Consider the following 19,089-nt stretch of genomic DNA (forward strand, 5'->3'; position numbering starts at 1 on the left):
CGTTTGTACAGAAACAGTTTTCCAAACCTTGCGTTCCGTTTTACAATTGAGAGCCATTCTTGAACCAGGTCGTCTGAAAGTACTGTATGTCACTTGCACAACCCAAACGTATCCTCGTCATCAAACTGCGCCATCATGGTGACGTATTGCTCAGTACACCGGTCGTCGATGCGATCAAACAACATTTTCCTGAGTGCGAAGTCGATATGCTGGTTTATCAGGAAACCGCCGACATCATCCGCGATAATCCCCAAATCGCCCAAATTTTCACCATTGACCGGCAATGGAAGAAACAAGGCGTGCGGATGCAGTTCAAACACGAAAAAGACCTGTTCCGTCAGTTGAAAGCGCGTCAATACGATTGGGCGTTCAACCTCTCCGACCAATGGCGTGCCGCCGTCATTGCCAAATTCTGCGCCAAATGCAGCGTCGGCTTCGACTGCATCAAACGCGACAATGCCGCCTGGCGCTGGTGTCATGACTTTCTCAATCCCGATATGGGCACGACCAAACATATCGTCGAAACCCATTTGGGCATACTGCCCCCGCTTATCCGTCCGGAAGATCTTTCACACGCCAAAGTCCGCATGAGCATCGCCCCTGATGTCCGCAACAGTATGGAACAAAAATTGCGCGAACAAGGTTGGCAAGGCGAAGACTACGTCTTACTGCATCCGGGTGCGCGTTGGCTGTTCAAATGCTGGGAAGACGGCAAAAACGCCGCTCTCGTCCAGCTTCTGTTGAACCACGGACACAACGTCGTCCTGACTGCCTCCCCCAGTCCCGTCGAACACGACATGATCGAAGCCATCTTAGGTCGTCTGAAAATACCGGAAGGCAGCAAAGTGTGGGTATTGTCCGGCTGTCTGACCTTGCGCGAACTTGCCGCGGCGATAGACCGCGCCAAACTGTTTATCGGCGTCGATTCCGTCCCCATGCACATCGCCGCCGCGCTCGACAAACCGCAAATCGCCCTATTCGGCGCGACTTGGCTGGGCATATGGCATCCTTACTCGCTCAATGCCGAAGTGATATGGGCGGGCGACTATACCGAGCTGCCCCACCCCGACAGCATCAATACCGACAATCCCGAACGCCTCCTAAAAGCCATTCCTCTGGAAGAAGTGTGGAACCGCGTTTCCGCCAAACTCGACACCATCGACCACGCAAAAACCGATTAATCCCTACTTTAGCGTCAACAAACTTTCATCCGCATATCCGTAAAAAAGGTCGTCTGAAAACATCCGCACCCATGCGAAACGTTTTCAGACGACCTGTTGTTTATCTTAACCGGGATAGAAGCTTATAGTGGATTAACTTTAAATCAGGACAAGGCGACGAAGCCGCAGACAGTACAAATAGTACGGAACCGATTCACTTGGTGCTTCAGCACCTTAGAGAATCGTTCTCTTTGAGCTAAGGCGAGGCAACGCCGTACTGGTTTAAAGTTAATCCACTATATTTCTTTTAACGACCGAAGCCGATATAAGTCTCTCCGCTGCCTTGGCTGCGGCTGCGCCAAGTGTCTTTGGCATCGGTTTTACCCAAAGGCGTATCTTGCTCGACCTGCCACAATACATTATTGCTGCCGCCGATAGGATGCGAACCGCGCATACCGACATAGCTGCCCATATCGGCGACGCCGTTATTGGAAATTCTGTGGCTGCCGTATTTGGTGCTGGAAGCTTCCACTCCGGCTTTCAAATCGCCGTAAAAATGAACTTCCGCCGTTGCCAACGCAGGCAGTGCGAGTAAAGACAAAATCAGAATTTTCTTCATTATGAAATGCTCCTTATGTGACATCCCTTCTGCACAAGCAGGCGGGAAGGGTTAGTGCAAGGCGAATTCTACCGTCCTAAGCGTTTGGGTTTGAACGAAGAAAGAAAATTCATGCAAAGGGTCGTCTGAAAAATGTCAAATCAGATTCAAACTTCCCATGCTGACCGTATACGTTTTTAACGGCAGATGCGCTTCAAACCGAAGCCGCACCTCGCCATCTGCGGCTTTACCATCCTGCGCCAAATGAAAACGCGCCCATCAAAACCGCAGCCATTACAGACACACCGGCTTTCGCTATAATGGAACACACCCTCCACTTGGCGCGAAAGGAATATTTATGAATCCCGAAAACACCCTGTGTCTGATTATCGACATCCAAGAACGCCTCCTCCCCGCCCTGCACGACAAAGACAATATGCTGCACCACAGCCGTATCCTGATACAGGGGCTTCACGCCTTAGGCGTCCCGTTTGCCGTGACCGAGCAATATCCGAAAGGCTTGGGCAAAACGGTTCCCGCCGTCTCGCTGCTGCTGCCCGAAACCACGCCCTTCATCGAAAAAACCCGTTTCTCCGCCCTCTCCCCCGAAACACACGCGATTTTGACGCAGGCAGCCGTCCAAAACATCATCTTAATCGGCGCAGAAACCCATATCTGCATGCTGCAAACCGTATTGGATTTGCGCTTGGAAGGTTTCAATGTTTACGTCCCCTTTGAATGCACGACATCCCGTTCCCCTGCCAACAAAGAAAACGGACTGGCGCAAATGCGCGAAGCCCGCGCTACCGTTTCCAATGTGGAAAGCATTTTGTTCCAATTGTTGGGCGATGCCCGCCACCCTGCCTTCAAAACCGTTTCCAAACTGATTCAATAGCCTGTTAAGGTCGTCTGAATGCAATACACCATCACCGAAGCAGCCAAAACCGACTTGCCCGACATTATCGAGATTTACAACAGTACCATAGCCGCCCGCCAATCCACCGCCGACCTGACGCCCGTCAGCGTTGCCGAACGCGAATCTTGGTTCAACGCACACGGCGGCAAGCGGCCTCTGTATGTATTGAAAAATCACGAAGGCACGGTTTTGGCGTGGTGCAGCCTCAGCGACTACTACCCGCGCCATGCCTTTCACATCAGCGCAGAAATCAGCCTCTATGTCCGCCATGACGCGCGCGGTATCGGCGTGGGCAAAATCCTGCTGCAAAATGTGCTCGAGCGCGCACCGTCCTTGGGCATTAAAAACATATTGGCAGTCATCTTCGGACACAACTACCCCAGCCTGCACCTGTTTCACCAGTTCGGCTTTACGGAATGGGGGCGATTGCCCGCCGTATGCGACTTAGGAGAACAACAAGCCGATGTTGTCATCTTAGGCAAAAAATTGGTCGATTGAATCCCCGACAGCCAAACCGCAACTTTTCCCCAATACTACTCAACCCAAACCAAAATGACCGCTCCCCAAACCTGCCCCTGCTCTTCAGGGCAAGCCTACAACGACTGTTGCGCACCGTTCCACCGCCACGAAAGCCTGCCGCAAACCGCCGAACAGCTGATGCGTTCCAGATACAGCGCTTATGTTTTGCACAATATCACCTATATTGTTGAAACGACTGTCCCTTCCCAGCAACACCAGCTCGATCAAGCCGATATGCTGGCATGGAGTCAGACGACCCATTGGCAGGGTTTGGAAGTCATGCAACACGCCACTGTCGGCAAACAACATGCCCAAGTCGAATTCAAAGCCTATTTTCAAGACGGTCAGGAAACCGCGTGCCATCACGAACTATCCGCCTTTGTCAAAATCGACAACCGCTGGTATTTCATCGACCCGACCACGCTCTTGCCCGGCATGAAACACGACTGCATCTGCGGTTCGCACAAAAAATTCAAAGCCTGCTGCGGCCGTTTCTTCAAATAACAAACCAACCATCCGCAGGCAAATTTAAAACCATGCTTGCGGACAGGCCGTGTCTCCTGAACACACCAGTTTCTAAAACGCCGCCAAACCTTTTCTCTTTCACCGTCTCAATCCGCCTGAAAAACAGACCTTTCCGTTATAATTCCCTTTTTCCCGCACCATCCCGCGACAGACGACATGAAAGCCGCCTTTTTCCTCCTCTACCTCATCCAGCTTCTGCCCTTCAAAGTTATACACAAAATCGCCGACGCAGTGGGCATCCTCGCCTATTACGCCGTCAAACCGCGCCGCAAAGTCGGCGAGACCAACCTCAAAAAATGCTTTCCCGAATGGAGCGAAGACCAACGAAAAGCCGTGCTCAAACGCCATTTTCAGCACATGGCGAAGCTGATGCTCGAATACGGCCTGTATTGGTACGCGCCTGCCGACAGGCTGCGCAAACTCGTGCATTATCAAGACAAACACCATCTCGATAACGCGCTCGCGGCGGGCGAAAAAGTCATCCTGCTTTATCCGCACTTCACCGCATTTGAAATGGCGGTTTACACCCTCAATCAGGACGTGCCGCTGACCAGCATGTATTCGCACCAAAAAAACAAAGCGTTGGACGAACAAATCCTCAAAGGCCGCCACCGCTACAACAACGTTTTCCTCATCGGCCGCACCGAAGGCCTGCGCGCGATTATCAAGCAACTGCGCAAAAGCGACGCCCCCTTCCTTTACCTGCCCGACCAGGATTTCGGCCGCAACGACTCCATCTTCGTCAACTTCTTCGGCATCCCCACCGCCACGATTACAGGCCTAAGCCGCATCGCCGGCATGACGAAAGCCAAAGTCATCCCCGCCATTCCCACGCGCAATGCCGACAACACCGTTACGCTGCGCTTTTATCCTGCATGGGAAAACTTCCCTTCAGACGACATTGTAGCCGACACCCAGCGCATGAACGACTTTATCGAAGCACGGGCAAGGGAAAATCTCGAACAGTATTTCTGGCTGCACAAACGCTTCAAAACCCGTCCCGAAGGCGAACAGGGATTTTATTGAATTACATACAGTTACATCAAAAAACAAAGCCCGTCATATACGGGCTTTTATTATTTCTATTAAATCGAAAATTAGCAACGATAGTAACAAATTTTTAATTGAGAATTTTTCACATTAACTCTTTGGTTAAACTGGATATTCAGGTTTATCAGACGTTCAACATAGGAAAAAACCGCGCCATTTCCCGTAAAACATAAATATGATGCAAAATTTTGATTAACATATTAAATTTAATTTTATTTAAAATCAAAGTGTTATAAAATAACATTTTAAAAGAATTAATTATACAGACCAATCCATAAAGAATATAATTTTAAATTTGCGAAAATATTTATTTTATATTCATTAAAAATTTAACCAATCAGAATTATATTTTAAAATTTAAATAAATATTGAAATATTATAAATATATATTTTACATAAAAAAATAATATAAACCTCTTGGCAAACCCAAAATTTTCGCGTAAATTTCGTTACATCAAATTACAGCCGTACCGGCAAGATTTGATACTCCGGTTTCCTACTGCAAGCTTCCAGCTTGCAAGTGGATGTTTCGAGACTCACTCCCTCGGAACAAAAGTTTACCTGCACGGAGTTGAGCCGTGCAGGTAAAGCCGCAGGCGAAAGCCTGTATTGTTTGTGAAGCGTAAATCTCTGATTTGAGGTATTGGGGCAATCCTGTGGGGGATTGCCTCCTTTTTTTGTTCATCCGCTTCATTACACCAGCAAGGGCTTACGGTAAACAAAACAGAAAATAACCGTCAACTACCCCGCTCCGCCTCAAACGCAAATATAGTGGATTAACTTTAAATCAGGACAAGGCGACGAAGCCGCAGACAGTACAGATAGTACGGAACCGATTCACTTGGTGCTTCAGCACCTTAGAGAATCGTTCTCTTTGAGCTAAGGCGAGGCAACGCCATACTGGTTTAAAGTTAATCCACTATATCGTGCAAACAAAGCATCGTGTTATTAGCATTCGCCATATAAAAAAGGTCGTCTGAAACATTTTTCAGACGACCTTTTGACAAACAGGGAACGCGGATTATGCGTTGCCTTCTTGTTGTTGCTGGTACATGGCTTCGAAGTTGATCGGAGCGAGCAGTACGGGCGGGAAGCCGGCGCGGGTTACGCTGGTGGAAATGGCTTCGCGTGCGTACGGGAAGAGGATGTTCGGGCAGGCTACACCTAAGAGCAGTTGAACGTCTTCTTCAGGGATGTTTTCCAGACGGAAGATGCCGCTTTGGGTCACTTCGTTGAGGAACATAGTGCGTTCGGCGTTGAGTTTGGCGGTTACGGTAACGGTTACGTCAACGTTGTAGTAGCCGTCTTCCAGCTTCTCGCTGTTGGTGGAAACGCGCATATCGACTTCAGGCTCGCCTTGTTCCAAGAAGATTTGGGGGGCGTTGGGCACTTCCAAAGACAGGTCTTTGACGAACAGACGCTCAATGCTGAATACGGGTTGCAATTCTTCGCTCATTTTGTTTTCCTAGTTGGGTTTAAAGTTACGGGTTTAATAAAGAATCCAGCCTGCCTTCGCGGTGCAGGCCGTACAAATCGGTGAAACCGCCGACGTGGGTATCGCCGATGAAAATTTGGGGTATGCTGCGTTGCCCTGAAAGCTGCTGCATTTCGGCAAAGGCTTCGGGGCTGCGGTCGACGCGGATTTCGTTGATTTCGGCGACGCCCAGCGAATGCAGCAGCTTTTTAGCCATCGTGCAGTAGGGGCAGAACGCGCCTGTGTACATCGTAACGGTTTGCATGATTGTTTTCAGAGTTCTAACGGGGTTCACTATATGGGCATATGGTTTATTTTACAATACTTGAAATCGGCTATTTTGCCTGAATCTTTGTTTTTAGGGCGTGAGGGCTGCCTGCCGCACATGTGCCAAAACGCCGTTTTTAAAGTATGATAAACGGCAATCCGAACCGCTTTTGCCATTTATAGTGGATTAACAAAAATCAGGACAAGGCGACGAAGCCGCAGACAGTACAGATAGTACGGAACCGATTCACTTGGTGCTTCAGCACCTTAGAGAATCGTTCTCTTTGAGCTAAGGCGAGGCAACGCCGTACTGGTTTAAAGTTAATCCACTATATTTTCCACAAAACCGACGGCAAGCGGATGGTAGATTAAATTTGAGTCAGAACAGCAACACAATCAGCCGATCATTTTTCAGGTTTGGGCAAAGCAAAACCGGGCTGGTTCAAATTTAATCTACTATATTTCTTATTAAAAATCAGGAACTAAAACCATGCTTTCAGGAATCCCTATCCCGAAGGACGCTATCCGTCCGCCCGAAACCGTGCTCGTCAACATTACGCCGCAGGAAACGCGCGTGGCGGTGTTGGAAGAAAACAATATCTGCGAGCTGCATATAGAGCGCAACAGCGGCCATAGTCTGGTCGGCAATATTTATCTGGGCGTGGTGCGCCGCGTATTGCCGGGAATGCAGAGCGCGTTCATCGACATCGGTTTGGAACGCGCCGCGTTTCTACATATCGTCGATGTCCTCGAACAACGCCGCAACCCCGAAGAAACCCAACGCATCGAACACATGCTGTTTGAAGGACAGTCGGTTTTGGTGCAGGTTATCAAAGACCCGATCAACACCAAAGGCGCGCGCCTTTCCACTCAAATTTCGCTGGCCGGGCGTTTCCTCGTCCACCTTCCGCAGGAAGACCACATCGGTATTTCCCAGCGCATCGAAGACGATGCCGAACGCCACAGCCTGCGCGAGCGCCTGACTAATCTATTGCCCGAAGACGCGTGCCACGGCTACATTATCCGCACCAACGCCGAAAACGCCACCGACGAGCAGCTTCAATCCGACATCCACTACCTGACCAAAGTGTGGGAACACATTCAAGAACAAGCGAAAATCCAGCCGCCGGAAACCCTGCTTTATCAGGATTTGCCGCTAAGCCTGCGCGTGTTGCGCGATATGTTCAGCCTCGACACGCAAAAAATCCTGGTCGATTCAACCGAAAACCACCGCCGCATGACCCGTTTTGCCGAGCAATACGTCCACGGCGCATTGGGCAGGATAGAGTTGTTCAAAGGCGAACGCCCGCTGTTTGAAACCCACAACGTCGAACAGGAAATCAGCCGCGCCCTGCAACCGCGCGTCAACCTCAACTTCGGCAGCTACCTGATTATCGAGTCCACCGAAGCCATGACCACGATAGACGTAAACACTGGCGGCTTCGTCGGCGCGCGCAACTTCGACGAAACCATCTTCCGCACCAACCTTGAAGCCTGCCACACCATTGCCCGCGAATTAAGGCTGCGCAACCTCGGCGGCATCATCATCATCGACTTTATCGACATGGCGCAGGAAGCGCACCGCGAAGCCGTGTTGCAAGAGCTTGCCAAAGCCCTTGCCTTCGACCGCACCCGCGTTACCCTCAACGGCTTCACCAGCTTAGGTTTGGTCGAGCTGACGCGCAAACGTTCGCGCGAAAATCTCAGCCAAATCCTCTGCGAACCCTGCCCGTCCTGCCAAGGCAGGGGTCGTCTGAAAACGCCGCAAACCATCTGCTACGAAATCCAGCGCGAAATCGTCCGCGAAGCCCGCCGTTACGACGTGCAGTCCTTCCGCATCCTCGCCGCGCCCAACGTCATCGACCTCTTTCTCGACGAAGAATCGCAATCGCTGGCGATGCTGATAGACTTTATCGGCAAACCGATTTCGCTGGCAGTCGAAACCGCTTACACGCAGGAACAGTACGATATTGTGTTGCTGTAAAGACAAAAGGTCGTCTGAAAACAGAATCGGGTTTTCAGACGACCTTTTGGCAAGATTGGCAGACGATTCAAGCGCAGTATTCCTTTAGATAAACAATTTCCAACATACCAAGCAGAACCCACGCCCAAGGAACCCAATAAAGTACGGAAAAACAACAAAAAGGTCGTCTGAAAACCAGCTGCCCCTTTCAGACGACCTCCCGCTAAACCCTTCCTAATTTTCCCCTGCTATCCTCCCATTAATTAAGGAGAACACCATGCGCGTATTGCTTGCAGAAGACGACAACATGATTGCCCAAGCCGTAGCCGCAAACCTCAAAGACAGTGGCTATGCCGTCGATTGGGTCAAAAACGGCAGCCAAGTTTCTACCGCCCTTCAGGCGCAGAACTACGACTTGCTGCTGCTCGACCTCGGACTGCCCGGCAAAGACGGGTTGGATGTTCTCACCCAAATCCGACACGAAGGCAGCAAAACCCCCGTCCTCATCGTAACCGCCCGCGACGACCTCCACAGCCGCCTCAACGGACTGGACGGCGGCGCCGACGACTACATCGTCAAACCCTTCGACATGGCGGAGCTGCAAGCCCGTATGCGCGCCGTCCTGCGCCGCCACAGCGGGCACAGCCAAACCCTGCTGACCAACGGCGCACTTACCCTCAACCCCGCCACCTACCAAGTCGAAGTCAAAGGAGAAGACAAACCCGTCCTCCTGAGCAACAAAGAATTTGCCGTCCTCCAAGCCCTGATGATGCGCCCCGGCATCATCCTTTCCCGCAGCGACCTTGAAGACAAAATCTACGGCTGGGGCGAAGAGGTCGAAAGCAATGCCGTCGATTTCCTCATCCACGCCCTGCGTAAAAAGCTCGGCAAAGAACACATCCAAAACGTACGCGGCGTAGGCTGGCTGGTCGCAAAAGAGGTCGTCTGAAACCTCAAACCACGTATCCGCCCGCCCATGCCATAATTAATAACAAAACCTAAAACAGCCTCGCCAAACACACTATGCATCACTTTATCCAGACCCTCAAACAATCCCTGCAAGTCCGTATCAGCATCGCCCTGATACTGATGTTCCTACCTTTGTCCATCATCGCAGGCGCGTTCTCCTATTACCAAACCTACCATGAAGCCGAAGAGCTTCAGGACGACCTGTTGCGCCAAACCGCCGCCTACATCAACCCTAAAACCACCGACTACACACAAATAGGCAGTGAAAACCACATCCTCATCCAAACATTCGGACAAGAAGACACCGTTCCCCTGTCCAACACACTCGGCGAAGGATTCCACACCATCAAAGGCGGCGTTGACGACGACGATGACGATGATGACGACGAATACCGCGCCTACATCCACCAAACTCCGCAAGGCAAAATCGCCGTACTCCAAGAAACCGAATACCGCGACGACCTCGCAGCCACCGCTGCCTACCAAAGCGTCCTCCCGCTGCTCATCGCCCTGCCCCTCATGATCCTGCTGACCGTATGGATCACCTACCGCGCCATGCGTCCCGTTAAGACCCTTTCCGCCTCCCTCGGACAACGCCGTTCAGACGACCTCTCGCCGCTGGACGGAGAAGGCGTGCCCAGCGAAATACAAGGCTTCGTTACCGCCATCAACCAACTGCTGCAACGAACAGGCGAAAACATCCGCCGCCAGCAACGCTTCATCGCCGATGCCGCCCACGAACTGCGCAGCCCACTAACCGCCCTCTCCCTTCAGGCAGAACGGCTCACCAAGCTGCCCCAATCGGACGAAGCCCGCGAACAGACCGGACTCATCCTTCAAAGCATACAGCGCAACCGCCACCTGCTCGAGCAGCTCCTGACCCACGCCCGCGCCCAAGGCTCCGAGACCCAACGCAACCTGACCGACATCAGCCTGCAAGCCCAGTTCCGCCGCGTGCTGCAAGAACTCATGCCCCTTGCCCTTAACAAACAGCAAGACATCGGCGTCGCCGTCGAAAACGACCTGCGCATCCGAGCCGACGACACCGAAATCTACACCCTCATCAAAACCTTCACCGACAACGCCATCCGCTACACCCCTGCAGGCGGCCGCATCGATATAGGTTTCAGCGAGACCCCGACCACCCTCACCATCTGGGTGGAAGACGACGGCCCCGGCATCCCCGCCGCCGAACGCAGCCGCGTAACCGACGCCTTCTACCGCATACTCGGCACGGAACAACAAGGCACCGGACTCGGACTCTCCATCGCCGACGCCATCGCCAAACGCTACGGCGGCAAACTCATCCTCACCGACAGCCGCAACTTCGCCCACGGCCTGCTGATACAGGCGGAACTCAACAAACAGCTTCTCCGGGCAGACTAAGCAAAACAAAGAAGGTCGTCTGAAAACCGAGTTTCAAGGTTTTCAGACGACCTTTTCTCATGCCTCCTCCCCTTCATCACATCATCCGCATCACATTTCCTAAAACGCGTTTCCAACATCCACAAACCAGCCGCCCTCATCAAACACGCACACCGCACCAAACATCAAAAATATCGCCCCCCTTCAAAAATCCGATTTCCATCCGGTTCGGTCATAGAGCTTCAACCCATACCACCCGTCAAAATATGATTAACATTCTTTTAATAAATGATATTCCTTGCAAATCATTATCAATTAATATTAGAATACGCACTCTCAAATTAACGTAACCCGTCAAAACCCATCGAGAGGAAGAATATGAAATCCCCCCATTCCCCCGCCTTCCGTTTCAGCATCATGGTGCTGGCGCTGTCTTCAGGCTTTGCCCATGCTGAAAATATCAAGCCCGAAGCAACAGCCGAACTGAAAGAAGTCGTCGTTACCGGTACTGCCGTACCGACCCGCGTTACCCGCAACCAGCTTGACCGCGAAACTTCGACCGATTTGAAACAAGTCATGAAAGACCAAATCGGCATGGATGTCGGCGGTGGCAACGGTGTGGCGCAGTTTTACAGCATCCGCGGCGTCGGCGAAGATAAGATTAATCTGGAAGTGGACGGCACCAGCCAATCCACCAAAATCTTCCACCACCAAAGCCGCTTCCAGCTTGATCCCGCTTTGGTGAAAAGCATCAACGTCGAAAAAGGCACGGGCGCGGCGAGCGCGGGTTTGGGCGCGGTCGGCGGCACCATCCGCGTAACAACAGTTGACGCGAAAGACCTGCTGACGGACGGCAAACCTTTCGGTTTCAAACTCGGCGCGGGCTTGAGCAGCAATAAAGGCTCAACCGGCAGCGCGGCGGTTTACGGCTATCAAAACGGCTTCGATGCCCTGTTTGCAGGCAACTTCCTCAACAACCGCGACTACAAAGACGGCAACGGCAATGTCAACCGCGGCAGTCGTCTGAAACAGCACAGCCACCTCGCCAAACTCGGCTACGACTTCAACGACGACCACGGCATCCGCCTGACCTACCGTCAGGAATACCAAAAAGGCAACCGCACCGACAAAGCCGAGTTCCAAAACGTTGACAGCTACGTCGGCGTGGACGGCACTTATCAAAAAGAACAATCCTACAATCTGGAATACCGCGGCCGCAACGTCGGCTTCCTCGACAAAATCGACGCCAACGTCTTCCAAATCAACACCGACGACACCAAGCCGCCTAAAGGCGCGCCTTCCCCGAAAGCCCAAGCTTCCGGCACGGCTCAAGGCGGCGTTCCCATCGGTCAGCTTGAGTTGAGCAAAATCAAAGCGACCGGCGCCAACCTGAACCTCGCCAGCTCCTTCGGCGACGGACACATGGTGAAATACGGCGTCAACTACCGCCACGAAACTTCCGAGCCGTCCGACAAAGGCGCATGGCTGAAGATTCTCGGCCTGTATGACCGCGACAAAGAGAAAAAAGCCGAATACGGCGTGTACGCGGAAGGCATCTGGAACCTGCACCCCGTTACCCTGACCACCGGCCTGCGTTACGACCATTTCAAATACAACGCCGCCAGCAAACAAAGCGCGTCGCACGGCCAGCTCAACCCCAGCATCGGCGCGATTTGGGACATCAACGACAACTTCTCCCTCTTGGCAAACCTCAATCAGGCAAGCCGTGCGCCCCGCCTGAACGAAGCCCTGTTGGCTAACGAACGCGCAGGTGCCGCCGCCGATTTGGACAGCAACCTCAAAGCCGAAACCGCCCGCCGTGCCGAACTCGGCTTCAAATGGCGCAACGACAACTTCAACGTCAGCGGCAGCGTGTTCCACCAACGCATCAAAGACCTCATCGTCTACCGTTGGGCAAAAATCAACAACAACACCGCCTCCATCACCGAACGCGGCAAGATTTACAACGGCGGCACGCTCAAAACCTACGGCTACGAACTTGACGCATCCTACCGCTGGGGCGGCCTGACCGCGCGCGCCGGCGTATCCTACGTCAAACCCCGCCTGAACGGCGAAATGTACTACGGCGAAAGCCCGATTCAAGCGGAAGACCACGAAAGCTCGTTCACCTTCTGGAACACCGGCCGCCAATGGCTGACCGGCCTGTCTTATCAGTTTGAAAACCCCAAACTCGAAATCGGCTGGCGCGGCCGCTACGCCCAAAGCGTGAAATACACCGACGTCGCCCGCGGACAAGGCACGATACACGGCAAGAAATCAGGCTACGGCGTACACGACATCTACGCCAACTGGCAGCCGCTGAAAAAAGACAACCTGAACGTCAACTTCGCCGTCAACAACATCGGCAACAAGCAATACCGTTCGCACAGCCAACGCTTCCCCGACGGCAACGGTCGTACTCCCTTCTACGAGCGCGGTCGCGAGTTCGCCTTGGGCGTGAATTACCGCTTCTGATAGAAACGTTGACAAAAGGTCGTCTGAAACCTGATTTTTGGGTTTCAGACGACCTTTTCGTTATGGAGAACAAGCAATGGACTGCGAACACTGCCCGAAATCCGTTAAAATACCGCATCCTTATTTTCAGACGACCTCAAACCATGTTGGTACTCGGAATCGAATCATCCTGCGATGAAACGGGCGTTGCGCTTTACGACACCGAACGCGGCCTGTTGGCGCACCATCTTCACACCCAAATGGCGATGCACGCCGAATACGGCGGCGTTGTCCCCGAACTTGCCAGCCGCGACCACATCCGCCGCGTCGTGCCGCTGACGCAGGGCTGTTTGCAGGAAGCGGGCGTTTCATACGACGACATCGATGCCGTTGCCTACACCCAAGGGCCGGGTTTGGGCGGCGCGCTTCTGGCGGGTGCGGGCTACGCCAATGCCTTGGCGTTTGCCTTGAACAAACCCGTCATTCCCGTCCACCATCTCGAAGGCCATTTGCTCTCCCCGCTTTTGGCGGACGACAAACCCGAATTTCCGTTCGTCGCCCTGCTGGTTTCGGGCGGACATACACAGTTTATGGCGGTGCGCGGCATCGGCGATTACACGCTGATGGGCGAAAGCGTCGATGACGCGGCAGGCGAGGCGTTCGACAAAACCGCCAAACTCTTAGGTTTGCCGTATCCCGGCGGCGCGAAGTTGTCCGAACTGGCGAAGCTGGGCAACCCCGATGCCTTCTCGTTCCCGCGCCCCATGCTCCATTCGCACGATTTGCAGATGAGCTTCTCCGGTTTGAAAACCGCCGTGCTGACCGCCGTCGAAAAAGTCCGCGCCGAAAACGACGGCGAAATCCCCGAGCAAACGCGCAACGACATCTGCCGCGCGTTTCAAGACGCGGTGATTGACGTTCTCGCCGCCAAAGCTAAAAAAGCCTTGTTGGATACCGGTTTCAGAACTTTGGTCGTCGCGGGCGGCGTCGGTGCAAACTGGAAGCTGCGCGACGAATTTTCCCGCCTGAGCGTCAAAAAGCCGTCTGAAAAAGGCAAACCCAAATCTAAGGAAGAAAAAATCAAAGTCTGCTTCCCGCCCATGGAATACTGCACCGACAACGGCGCGATGATTGCCTTCGCCGGCGCAATGAGGCTGCAGGAGCGGCAACCCGCGGGTGCGTTCAACGTCAAACCGCGCTGGCCGCTGTCGGATATTGTGAAGTAGTGTTTAAGCAAAGAAAAAGGTCGTCTGAAAACCAAAATGGGATTTCAGACGACCTTTTCGCTTGGTTGCGAGCAGGATGATATAGTGGATTAAATTTAAATCAGGACAAGGCGACGAAGCCGCAGACAGTACAAATAGTACGGCAAGGCGAGGCAACGCCGTACTGGTTTAAATTTAATCCACTATAGATAGCGACAGGATCAACCGTTCCAATAATACCGGACAATGTGGAAGAACACGGGCGCGGCGAAGCAGATGGAATCCACGCGGTCGAGCATACCGCCGTGGCCGCGTATCATGTTGCCCCAGTCTTTGACGCCGTAGTCGCGTTTGATGGCGGACATCACCAGCCCGCCGAAGAAACCCATCAGGCAGATGACAAAACCGATAGCGGCGGCTTGTCCGTGGCTAAACGGCGTCATCGGCGACAGCAGCGCGGCAAGTACGGTAGCGGACAAAATGCCGCCGACCGTGCCGGATATGGTTTTAGACGGAGAAAGCGACGGCATGATTTTGGCACCGCCGACCAGCTTGCCCCAAACATATTGAAGCACGTCCGAAGCCTGCACCACGAAAATCAGGAACATCAGCAGCAGGATATTGCCGCTGCTGTCGAAATCGTCCAAGTTCAGGAACATCAGTGCGGGAACGTGTGAAAGGCAGAAGATACAAATCATCGACATCCACTGCGTTTTGGCGGCGCGTTCGAGGAAATAGGCGGTTTGACCGCTCAGGCTGGCAATAATCGGCAACACCAGAAACCCGTACACGGGGATGAAAATGCTGAACATGCCGTACCAGCCGTCATAGACGAAATAATATTGGACCGGCAGCAGCAGGTAGAAACACACCACCATGCTGTAATAATCGCTGCGGCGGCGATAGACGAGGGTCATAAATTCGCGCAAGGCGGCAAACGAAATCAGGAAAAACAGCGCCACTGTCCCCGTTTTGCCGAACCAAAATGCGACCAGCAGCACCAGCGTCATCAACCACCAAGCGTAGATGCGGGCGTTGAGGTTGGAGATGGTGGCATTGTCTGCGCCGTTTTTGCGTTTCAGCCATTGCCCGATGACGCTGGCGAAAATCAATATGGCAAATACTCCGGTAAAGATATAGCCTGCCTGCGGGGTCAGATGTGCGGCGGTTTGTTCGGTAATGATTTGGCTGGACGTGTTAACAAAGCTCACGATGCAGCTCCTTTGTTTTGTTGAGACTCGTTGCACTCGTTTTGGCGAAACTCACTTCGTTCGTTTTCAGACGACCTCAACGCCAGCAAGGCTTCGCGGGTGCGTGTCAAGAAGGTTTCTTTGTCTTCGTTTTCGCGCAGGATCAGCGGTTCGCCGATGTGGACTTCGCACAACAGCGGCACGGGCAACACTTTGCCTTTGGGCAGGACGCGGTTGATGTTGTCTATCCATATCGGCACAAACTCGGTGTCGGGCTTACTCTTCGCCAGATGGTAAATGCCTGATTTGAAAGGGAGCAGGATTTCGTTTTCGTCCGTATTGCGTGTGCCTTCGGGAAAGATAATCAGCGAATCGCCCGCTTGGAGCGCGTGGTTCATCTGTTCGGTAATCGACTGCGGATTGTCGCTGTGGCGCGGAATCAAGAGCGCGTTGAAGACGTTTTGGATGATGAAACGCTTGAGTTTGTTGGTCAGCCAGTAATCCGAACCGGCAACGGGACGCGTCGAAAGCCGCCAGCGGCGCGGCAGGGAAATCCACACCAGCAAAAAATCGCCGTGGCTGCCGTGATTGGCGTAATACACTTTCTGCTGCGGATTGAACGCCAGCTCGCGCGGGCTTTTGGGGCGGATGCCTGTAAGGAAGGATACCGACAGGCACAATGCTTGGTCGGTCAGCCATGCAAGTTGTTTTTTAAGAAAATTTTTCATGACATCAGAGGATTTGGATAAAGAAAACTGCCGATTGTGCAGCGGTCAGGTAAAGGCTTTTGCGCCACAAGACAATCGCGCCTGCCACACGTTCCGGCAGGGAGGGGTCGTCTGAAACACGGCGCAAGCCGGTTTGCCGCAGGGTTTGGTCGAAGGCTTCGGGCGTATAGCGGCCGTCGGCAAAATCTTGGAACACGCGGCGGTCGAATTCGATGCGGATGTGGTAGTACAACAGCACTGCCGCCAAGACAAGCTGCACCGCCGACCACGCGCCGCCGCGTTGCGCGGACAAAGCGAATAGCAAGACGTTGAACACGGCGGTATAGCGGGCGGTGGCAAGCAGGCGGGAGGTAATCAGGCTGTCGGTTGCTGGTGTTGTATTCATGGGTTTCCCTTTTGAACTGTTCAGAAATTTTTCAGACGGCCTGCCGCCGCTTCTACTGCTTTTGCCGTTTCCGGCGGCAGCACCATCTGCGGGCGGGTCTGTTTCAGTTCCGCCGTTGCCTGTGCCAAATCCCGACAGCCGCCGTAAACCAGCAGCCAAGTCAGCACCACTGCCGCACTGCGTCCGTAGCCCAGCGCACAACAGGTCAGGACCTTACCGTGTTGCCGGCGCAATGTTTCCAGCAATGAAGCCGCCTGCATCAAATCGTTTTCAGACGGCGCAACCATGTCCAATAACGGCAGAACGCGGTATGCGCCGCGATAGCGGGGGCGGGGATATTCGGCGCATACGTCCAATACGGCGGGAAGGTCGTCTGAAATTGCCAGGGGTTGCGGAGATTTAGCTTGTGAAGCGGATTTTTGTGGCAAAAAACGGTAGATGCAAGGCAAAAAGCGCAGCAAGGTTGAACACCTTGCGAGCATTCTTAACGCAGCAGATGCCGTTTTTTTCCCAAAAACTCCGCCACAATGCTGAATCTCCGCAACCCCTGAGATACTGCCAATCCACACATCATCACGAACCCGCGCCGTCTTCGCCTTGCCACGCAGCCAATAAGCCATGTTCAGCCGCACGCCCACCAGATAAGGCAGCAGCAAAACTGTTGCCGCAGCCGACAGCCTACCGTCTGCCTGTTTTTGGAACACCGCCGCGTTGCCGGTCAGATAGGCGAAAGCGACCATCAATAAGGACACGCTGACCCACAACATCCACAACCATACACCGCCGAACAAGGACGGCAGAGCCGACAATACCGCGCCCGCCAGATACAGCATGGCGATTTTGATTTCGCGGGAACGTGTCTCGGGGAAAGTTTTGGCTTCGCGGAAATCAGTGTTGTTCGTTTTATCTTCGCAGAAACTCACTTCGCTCGTTTTGGCGAAATTTGCTTCGCTCATTTTAGCTTCGCAGAAACTCGCTTCGCTCGTTTTCAGACGACCTGTTTGGCTGTCCGGCTCTGCTACGGACAAACTTCGTCTCCTGAAAGGCGATACGCCGTGTTGCGGTATTGCCCACAACACCAGCCAGCCCAGTAGCGCGCCGGTCGGTACATCGATAAAGTGGTGTTGGTAAGTCGTCAGCACCGATAAGGCAATCAGGCTTTGCCACAACAAAATCGGCAAGCGGATTTTGGGAAACCGCGTCCAATAAAATGCGCCGACAATGATCGACAGCGCGATATGCAGCGACGGCGATTGGTTGTACGGCAAATCAAACGCGACCAATGAATCAAACATGACGCCCCACAAGCCGTCGGTGTGCGGCTTCGGCCAGCCGAAATGCAGCGGAAACAACATAAAGCAAGTAGTGGCAACGATTTGCGCCGATACCAGCCGTGCGACGTAGCGGTTTTGTTCACGCGAATTTCGGCAAAGGAAAAACGCCGCAGCGTACATCAGGTTCAGCGACCAATAAGGCAAAATCGTCCATTCCCAAAACGGAATGCCGCGCTCCCACGCAAAAGCGATTTCCGGCACATAAGCCAGCGATGCCGCGTAATAGTTGGACAAAGTGTAGCTGGCATAAAAAAGTATGCCGACCAAAGCGAGTTTGAGTAGAGAAGTTTTCAGCGTAGGTTTCATGTTTTATCTAGTGCATTCCACTTCATCGCCATAATGGTCGGAACTCAGGCAGGATAAAGCGTGTTCTTTTGGATGATAGCGGAATTCCTGCCACGGACCATCAGACGAAACGGTACGCCAGTGATGCCGTGAAGATTGGTATTGCTTCAACGTCCCGTTTGCGCCTTTGATACAAAAATTCTGCGCCCTACCCGCTGCCAACATACCGTGTCGTTTATCGGTTGGTGTTGTAAATAAGGGAATAAGCTTAGACATATCGGCATTTCGGGCAAACTTCATTTTGACATAGCCGTATTCTTCATTAGATTCAATAACCAAGGCTGACAACGGCTGTCCCAAAGCAACAGAATTTTTCAATTCTATGGTTAATGCTTCACCATCTGATGCTGTCTGTCTGCTGTGGCTGCGGGCAACGGAGGCGCGGTATTGGGCAGGCAGTCTGCCGATATCGGACTTCCCATAAGGCAAGGCTTCAGAATCAAACGCACAGCCCTTCTTCAGAGATTGCAACAACGGCGTCCAGTCAGCCGCATCGGCATAGCAGGCGGATGAAAATGCGGAAAGAATTAGTAATATGAGTGACTTTTTCATTATAAAACTTCACCTTATTAAAATTTGTACAAGCGTAATAACTTTTCCCGAAAATTTCTTTGTATAGCTTTGCATATCGACATGTTGCAT

Annotated in this window: 18 protein-coding genes; 10 read left to right on the top strand and 8 right to left on the bottom strand. The window is 52.8% G+C overall.

Translation table 11 applies throughout. From position 1 onward, the window contains the following. The first annotated feature begins 86 nt into the window (after window positions 1-86). Window positions 87-1,181, top strand: coding sequence for a putative lipopolysaccharide heptosyltransferase III (gene rfaQ / locus DBZ16_RS14170; RefSeq protein WP_107814435.1), 1,095 nt, complete (start codon window positions 87-89; stop codon window positions 1,179-1,181). A gap of 286 nt (window positions 1,182-1,467) precedes the next feature. Here the strand turns inward: rfaQ and DBZ16_RS14180 are convergent, their stop codons facing one another. Next, entirely contained in the window at window positions 1,468-1,779 is a 312-nt protein-coding gene (locus DBZ16_RS14180) for a porin (RefSeq protein ID WP_107814436.1), read from the bottom strand. Between the two features lie 337 nt (window positions 1,780-2,116). Here DBZ16_RS14180 and DBZ16_RS14185 point away from each other — a divergent pair, with 337 nt between their 5' ends. The 4 genes from DBZ16_RS14185 (at window position 2,117) to DBZ16_RS14200 (ending at window position 4,744) form a co-directional block, all read left to right on the top strand. After that, window positions 2,117-2,653, top strand: coding sequence for an isochorismatase family protein (locus DBZ16_RS14185; protein ID WP_009312262.1), 537 nt, complete (start codon window positions 2,117-2,119; stop codon window positions 2,651-2,653). A gap of 18 nt (window positions 2,654-2,671) precedes the next feature. After that, complete coding sequence (locus DBZ16_RS14190; RefSeq protein WP_107814437.1) at window positions 2,672-3,172, top strand: GNAT family N-acetyltransferase; 501 nt, start codon at window positions 2,672-2,674, stop codon at window positions 3,170-3,172. 54 nt (window positions 3,173-3,226) lie between these two features. Then, window positions 3,227-3,697 carry a YchJ family protein gene (locus DBZ16_RS14195; protein ID WP_107814438.1) on the top strand — a complete coding sequence of 157 codons (471 nt, stop codon included), beginning with the start codon at window positions 3,227-3,229 and terminating at the stop codon, window positions 3,695-3,697. A 177-nt stretch (window positions 3,698-3,874) separates the two neighbouring features. Continuing rightward, window positions 3,875-4,744 (top strand): lipid A biosynthesis lauroyl acyltransferase, encoded by an 870-nt coding sequence (locus DBZ16_RS14200; protein ID WP_107814439.1) that lies wholly within the window; start codon window positions 3,875-3,877, stop codon window positions 4,742-4,744. A 1,045-nt stretch (window positions 4,745-5,789) separates the two neighbouring features. On the opposite strand, the gene secB is transcribed toward DBZ16_RS14200, so the two are convergent. Both secB and grxC read right to left on the bottom strand, forming a co-directional pair. Beyond that, entirely contained in the window at window positions 5,790-6,224 is a 435-nt protein-coding gene (gene secB / locus DBZ16_RS14210; protein WP_003755109.1) for a protein-export chaperone SecB, read from the bottom strand. A gap of 25 nt (window positions 6,225-6,249) precedes the next feature. Beyond that, on the bottom strand, window positions 6,250-6,507 hold the full coding sequence (gene grxC / locus DBZ16_RS14215) for a glutaredoxin 3 (RefSeq protein WP_003741129.1): 258 nt from the start codon (window positions 6,505-6,507) through the stop codon (window positions 6,250-6,252). A gap of 492 nt (window positions 6,508-6,999) precedes the next feature. Here grxC and rng point away from each other — a divergent pair, with 492 nt between their 5' ends. The 5 genes from rng to tsaD all read left to right on the top strand — a co-directional run bounded on the left by rng (window position 7,000) and on the right by tsaD (window position 14,486). Then, window positions 7,000-8,493, top strand: coding sequence for a ribonuclease G (gene rng, locus DBZ16_RS14225; RefSeq protein ID WP_107814441.1), 1,494 nt, complete (start codon window positions 7,000-7,002; stop codon window positions 8,491-8,493). A 256-nt stretch (window positions 8,494-8,749) separates the two neighbouring features. Continuing rightward, the gene (locus DBZ16_RS14235; protein WP_003741136.1) at window positions 8,750-9,421 is read left to right on the top strand and encodes a response regulator; all 672 of its coding nucleotides are present in this window, start codon (window positions 8,750-8,752) and stop codon (window positions 9,419-9,421) included. Window positions 9,422-9,495: 74 nt separating this feature from the next. After that, window positions 9,496-10,827 (top strand): ATP-binding protein, encoded by a 1,332-nt coding sequence (locus DBZ16_RS14240; protein WP_107814442.1) that lies wholly within the window; start codon window positions 9,496-9,498, stop codon window positions 10,825-10,827. A gap of 357 nt (window positions 10,828-11,184) precedes the next feature. Then, window positions 11,185-13,281 (top strand): TonB-dependent receptor plug domain-containing protein, encoded by a 2,097-nt coding sequence (locus DBZ16_RS14245; protein ID WP_107814443.1) that lies wholly within the window; start codon window positions 11,185-11,187, stop codon window positions 13,279-13,281. A gap of 143 nt (window positions 13,282-13,424) precedes the next feature. Then, window positions 13,425-14,486, top strand: coding sequence for a tRNA (adenosine(37)-N6)-threonylcarbamoyltransferase complex transferase subunit TsaD (tsaD, locus tag DBZ16_RS14250; RefSeq protein WP_009312272.1), 1,062 nt, complete (start codon window positions 13,425-13,427; stop codon window positions 14,484-14,486). Window positions 14,487-14,686: 200 nt separating this feature from the next. Here tsaD and DBZ16_RS14255 read toward each other — a convergent pair whose 3' ends face one another. The 5 genes from DBZ16_RS14255 to DBZ16_RS14275 are packed head-to-tail and all read right to left on the bottom strand — an operon-like array spanning window position 14,687 to window position 18,999. Then, the gene (locus tag DBZ16_RS14255; RefSeq protein WP_107814444.1) at window positions 14,687-15,676 is read right to left on the bottom strand and encodes a phosphatidate cytidylyltransferase; all 990 of its coding nucleotides are present in this window, start codon (window positions 15,674-15,676) and stop codon (window positions 14,687-14,689) included. Beyond that, a complete protein-coding gene (locus tag DBZ16_RS14260; protein WP_107814445.1) occupies window positions 15,673-16,383 on the bottom strand; it encodes a lysophospholipid acyltransferase family protein in 711 nt (236 codons plus the stop codon). Before DBZ16_RS14260 ends, DBZ16_RS14255 begins: the two co-directional genes overlap by 4 nt. A 4-nt stretch (window positions 16,384-16,387) precedes the next feature. Further along, the gene (locus DBZ16_RS14265) at window positions 16,388-16,768 is read right to left on the bottom strand and encodes a hypothetical protein (RefSeq protein ID WP_107814446.1); all 381 of its coding nucleotides are present in this window, start codon (window positions 16,766-16,768) and stop codon (window positions 16,388-16,390) included. Between the two features lie 20 nt (window positions 16,769-16,788). Then, window positions 16,789-18,408 carry a dual specificity protein phosphatase family protein gene (locus DBZ16_RS14270; protein ID WP_107814447.1) on the bottom strand — a complete coding sequence of 540 codons (1,620 nt, stop codon included), beginning with the start codon at window positions 18,406-18,408 and terminating at the stop codon, window positions 16,789-16,791. A 3-nt stretch (window positions 18,409-18,411) separates the two neighbouring features. Then, window positions 18,412-18,999, bottom strand: a complete 588-nt coding sequence (locus DBZ16_RS14275) for a hypothetical protein (protein ID WP_107814448.1) — start codon at window positions 18,997-18,999, stop codon at window positions 18,412-18,414. Window positions 19,000-19,089: the final 90 nt, after the last annotated feature.

The organism is Neisseria sicca, from assembly GCF_003044565.1.
GTDB classification, from domain to species: Bacteria; Pseudomonadota; Gammaproteobacteria; order Burkholderiales; family Neisseriaceae; genus Neisseria; species Neisseria sicca_A.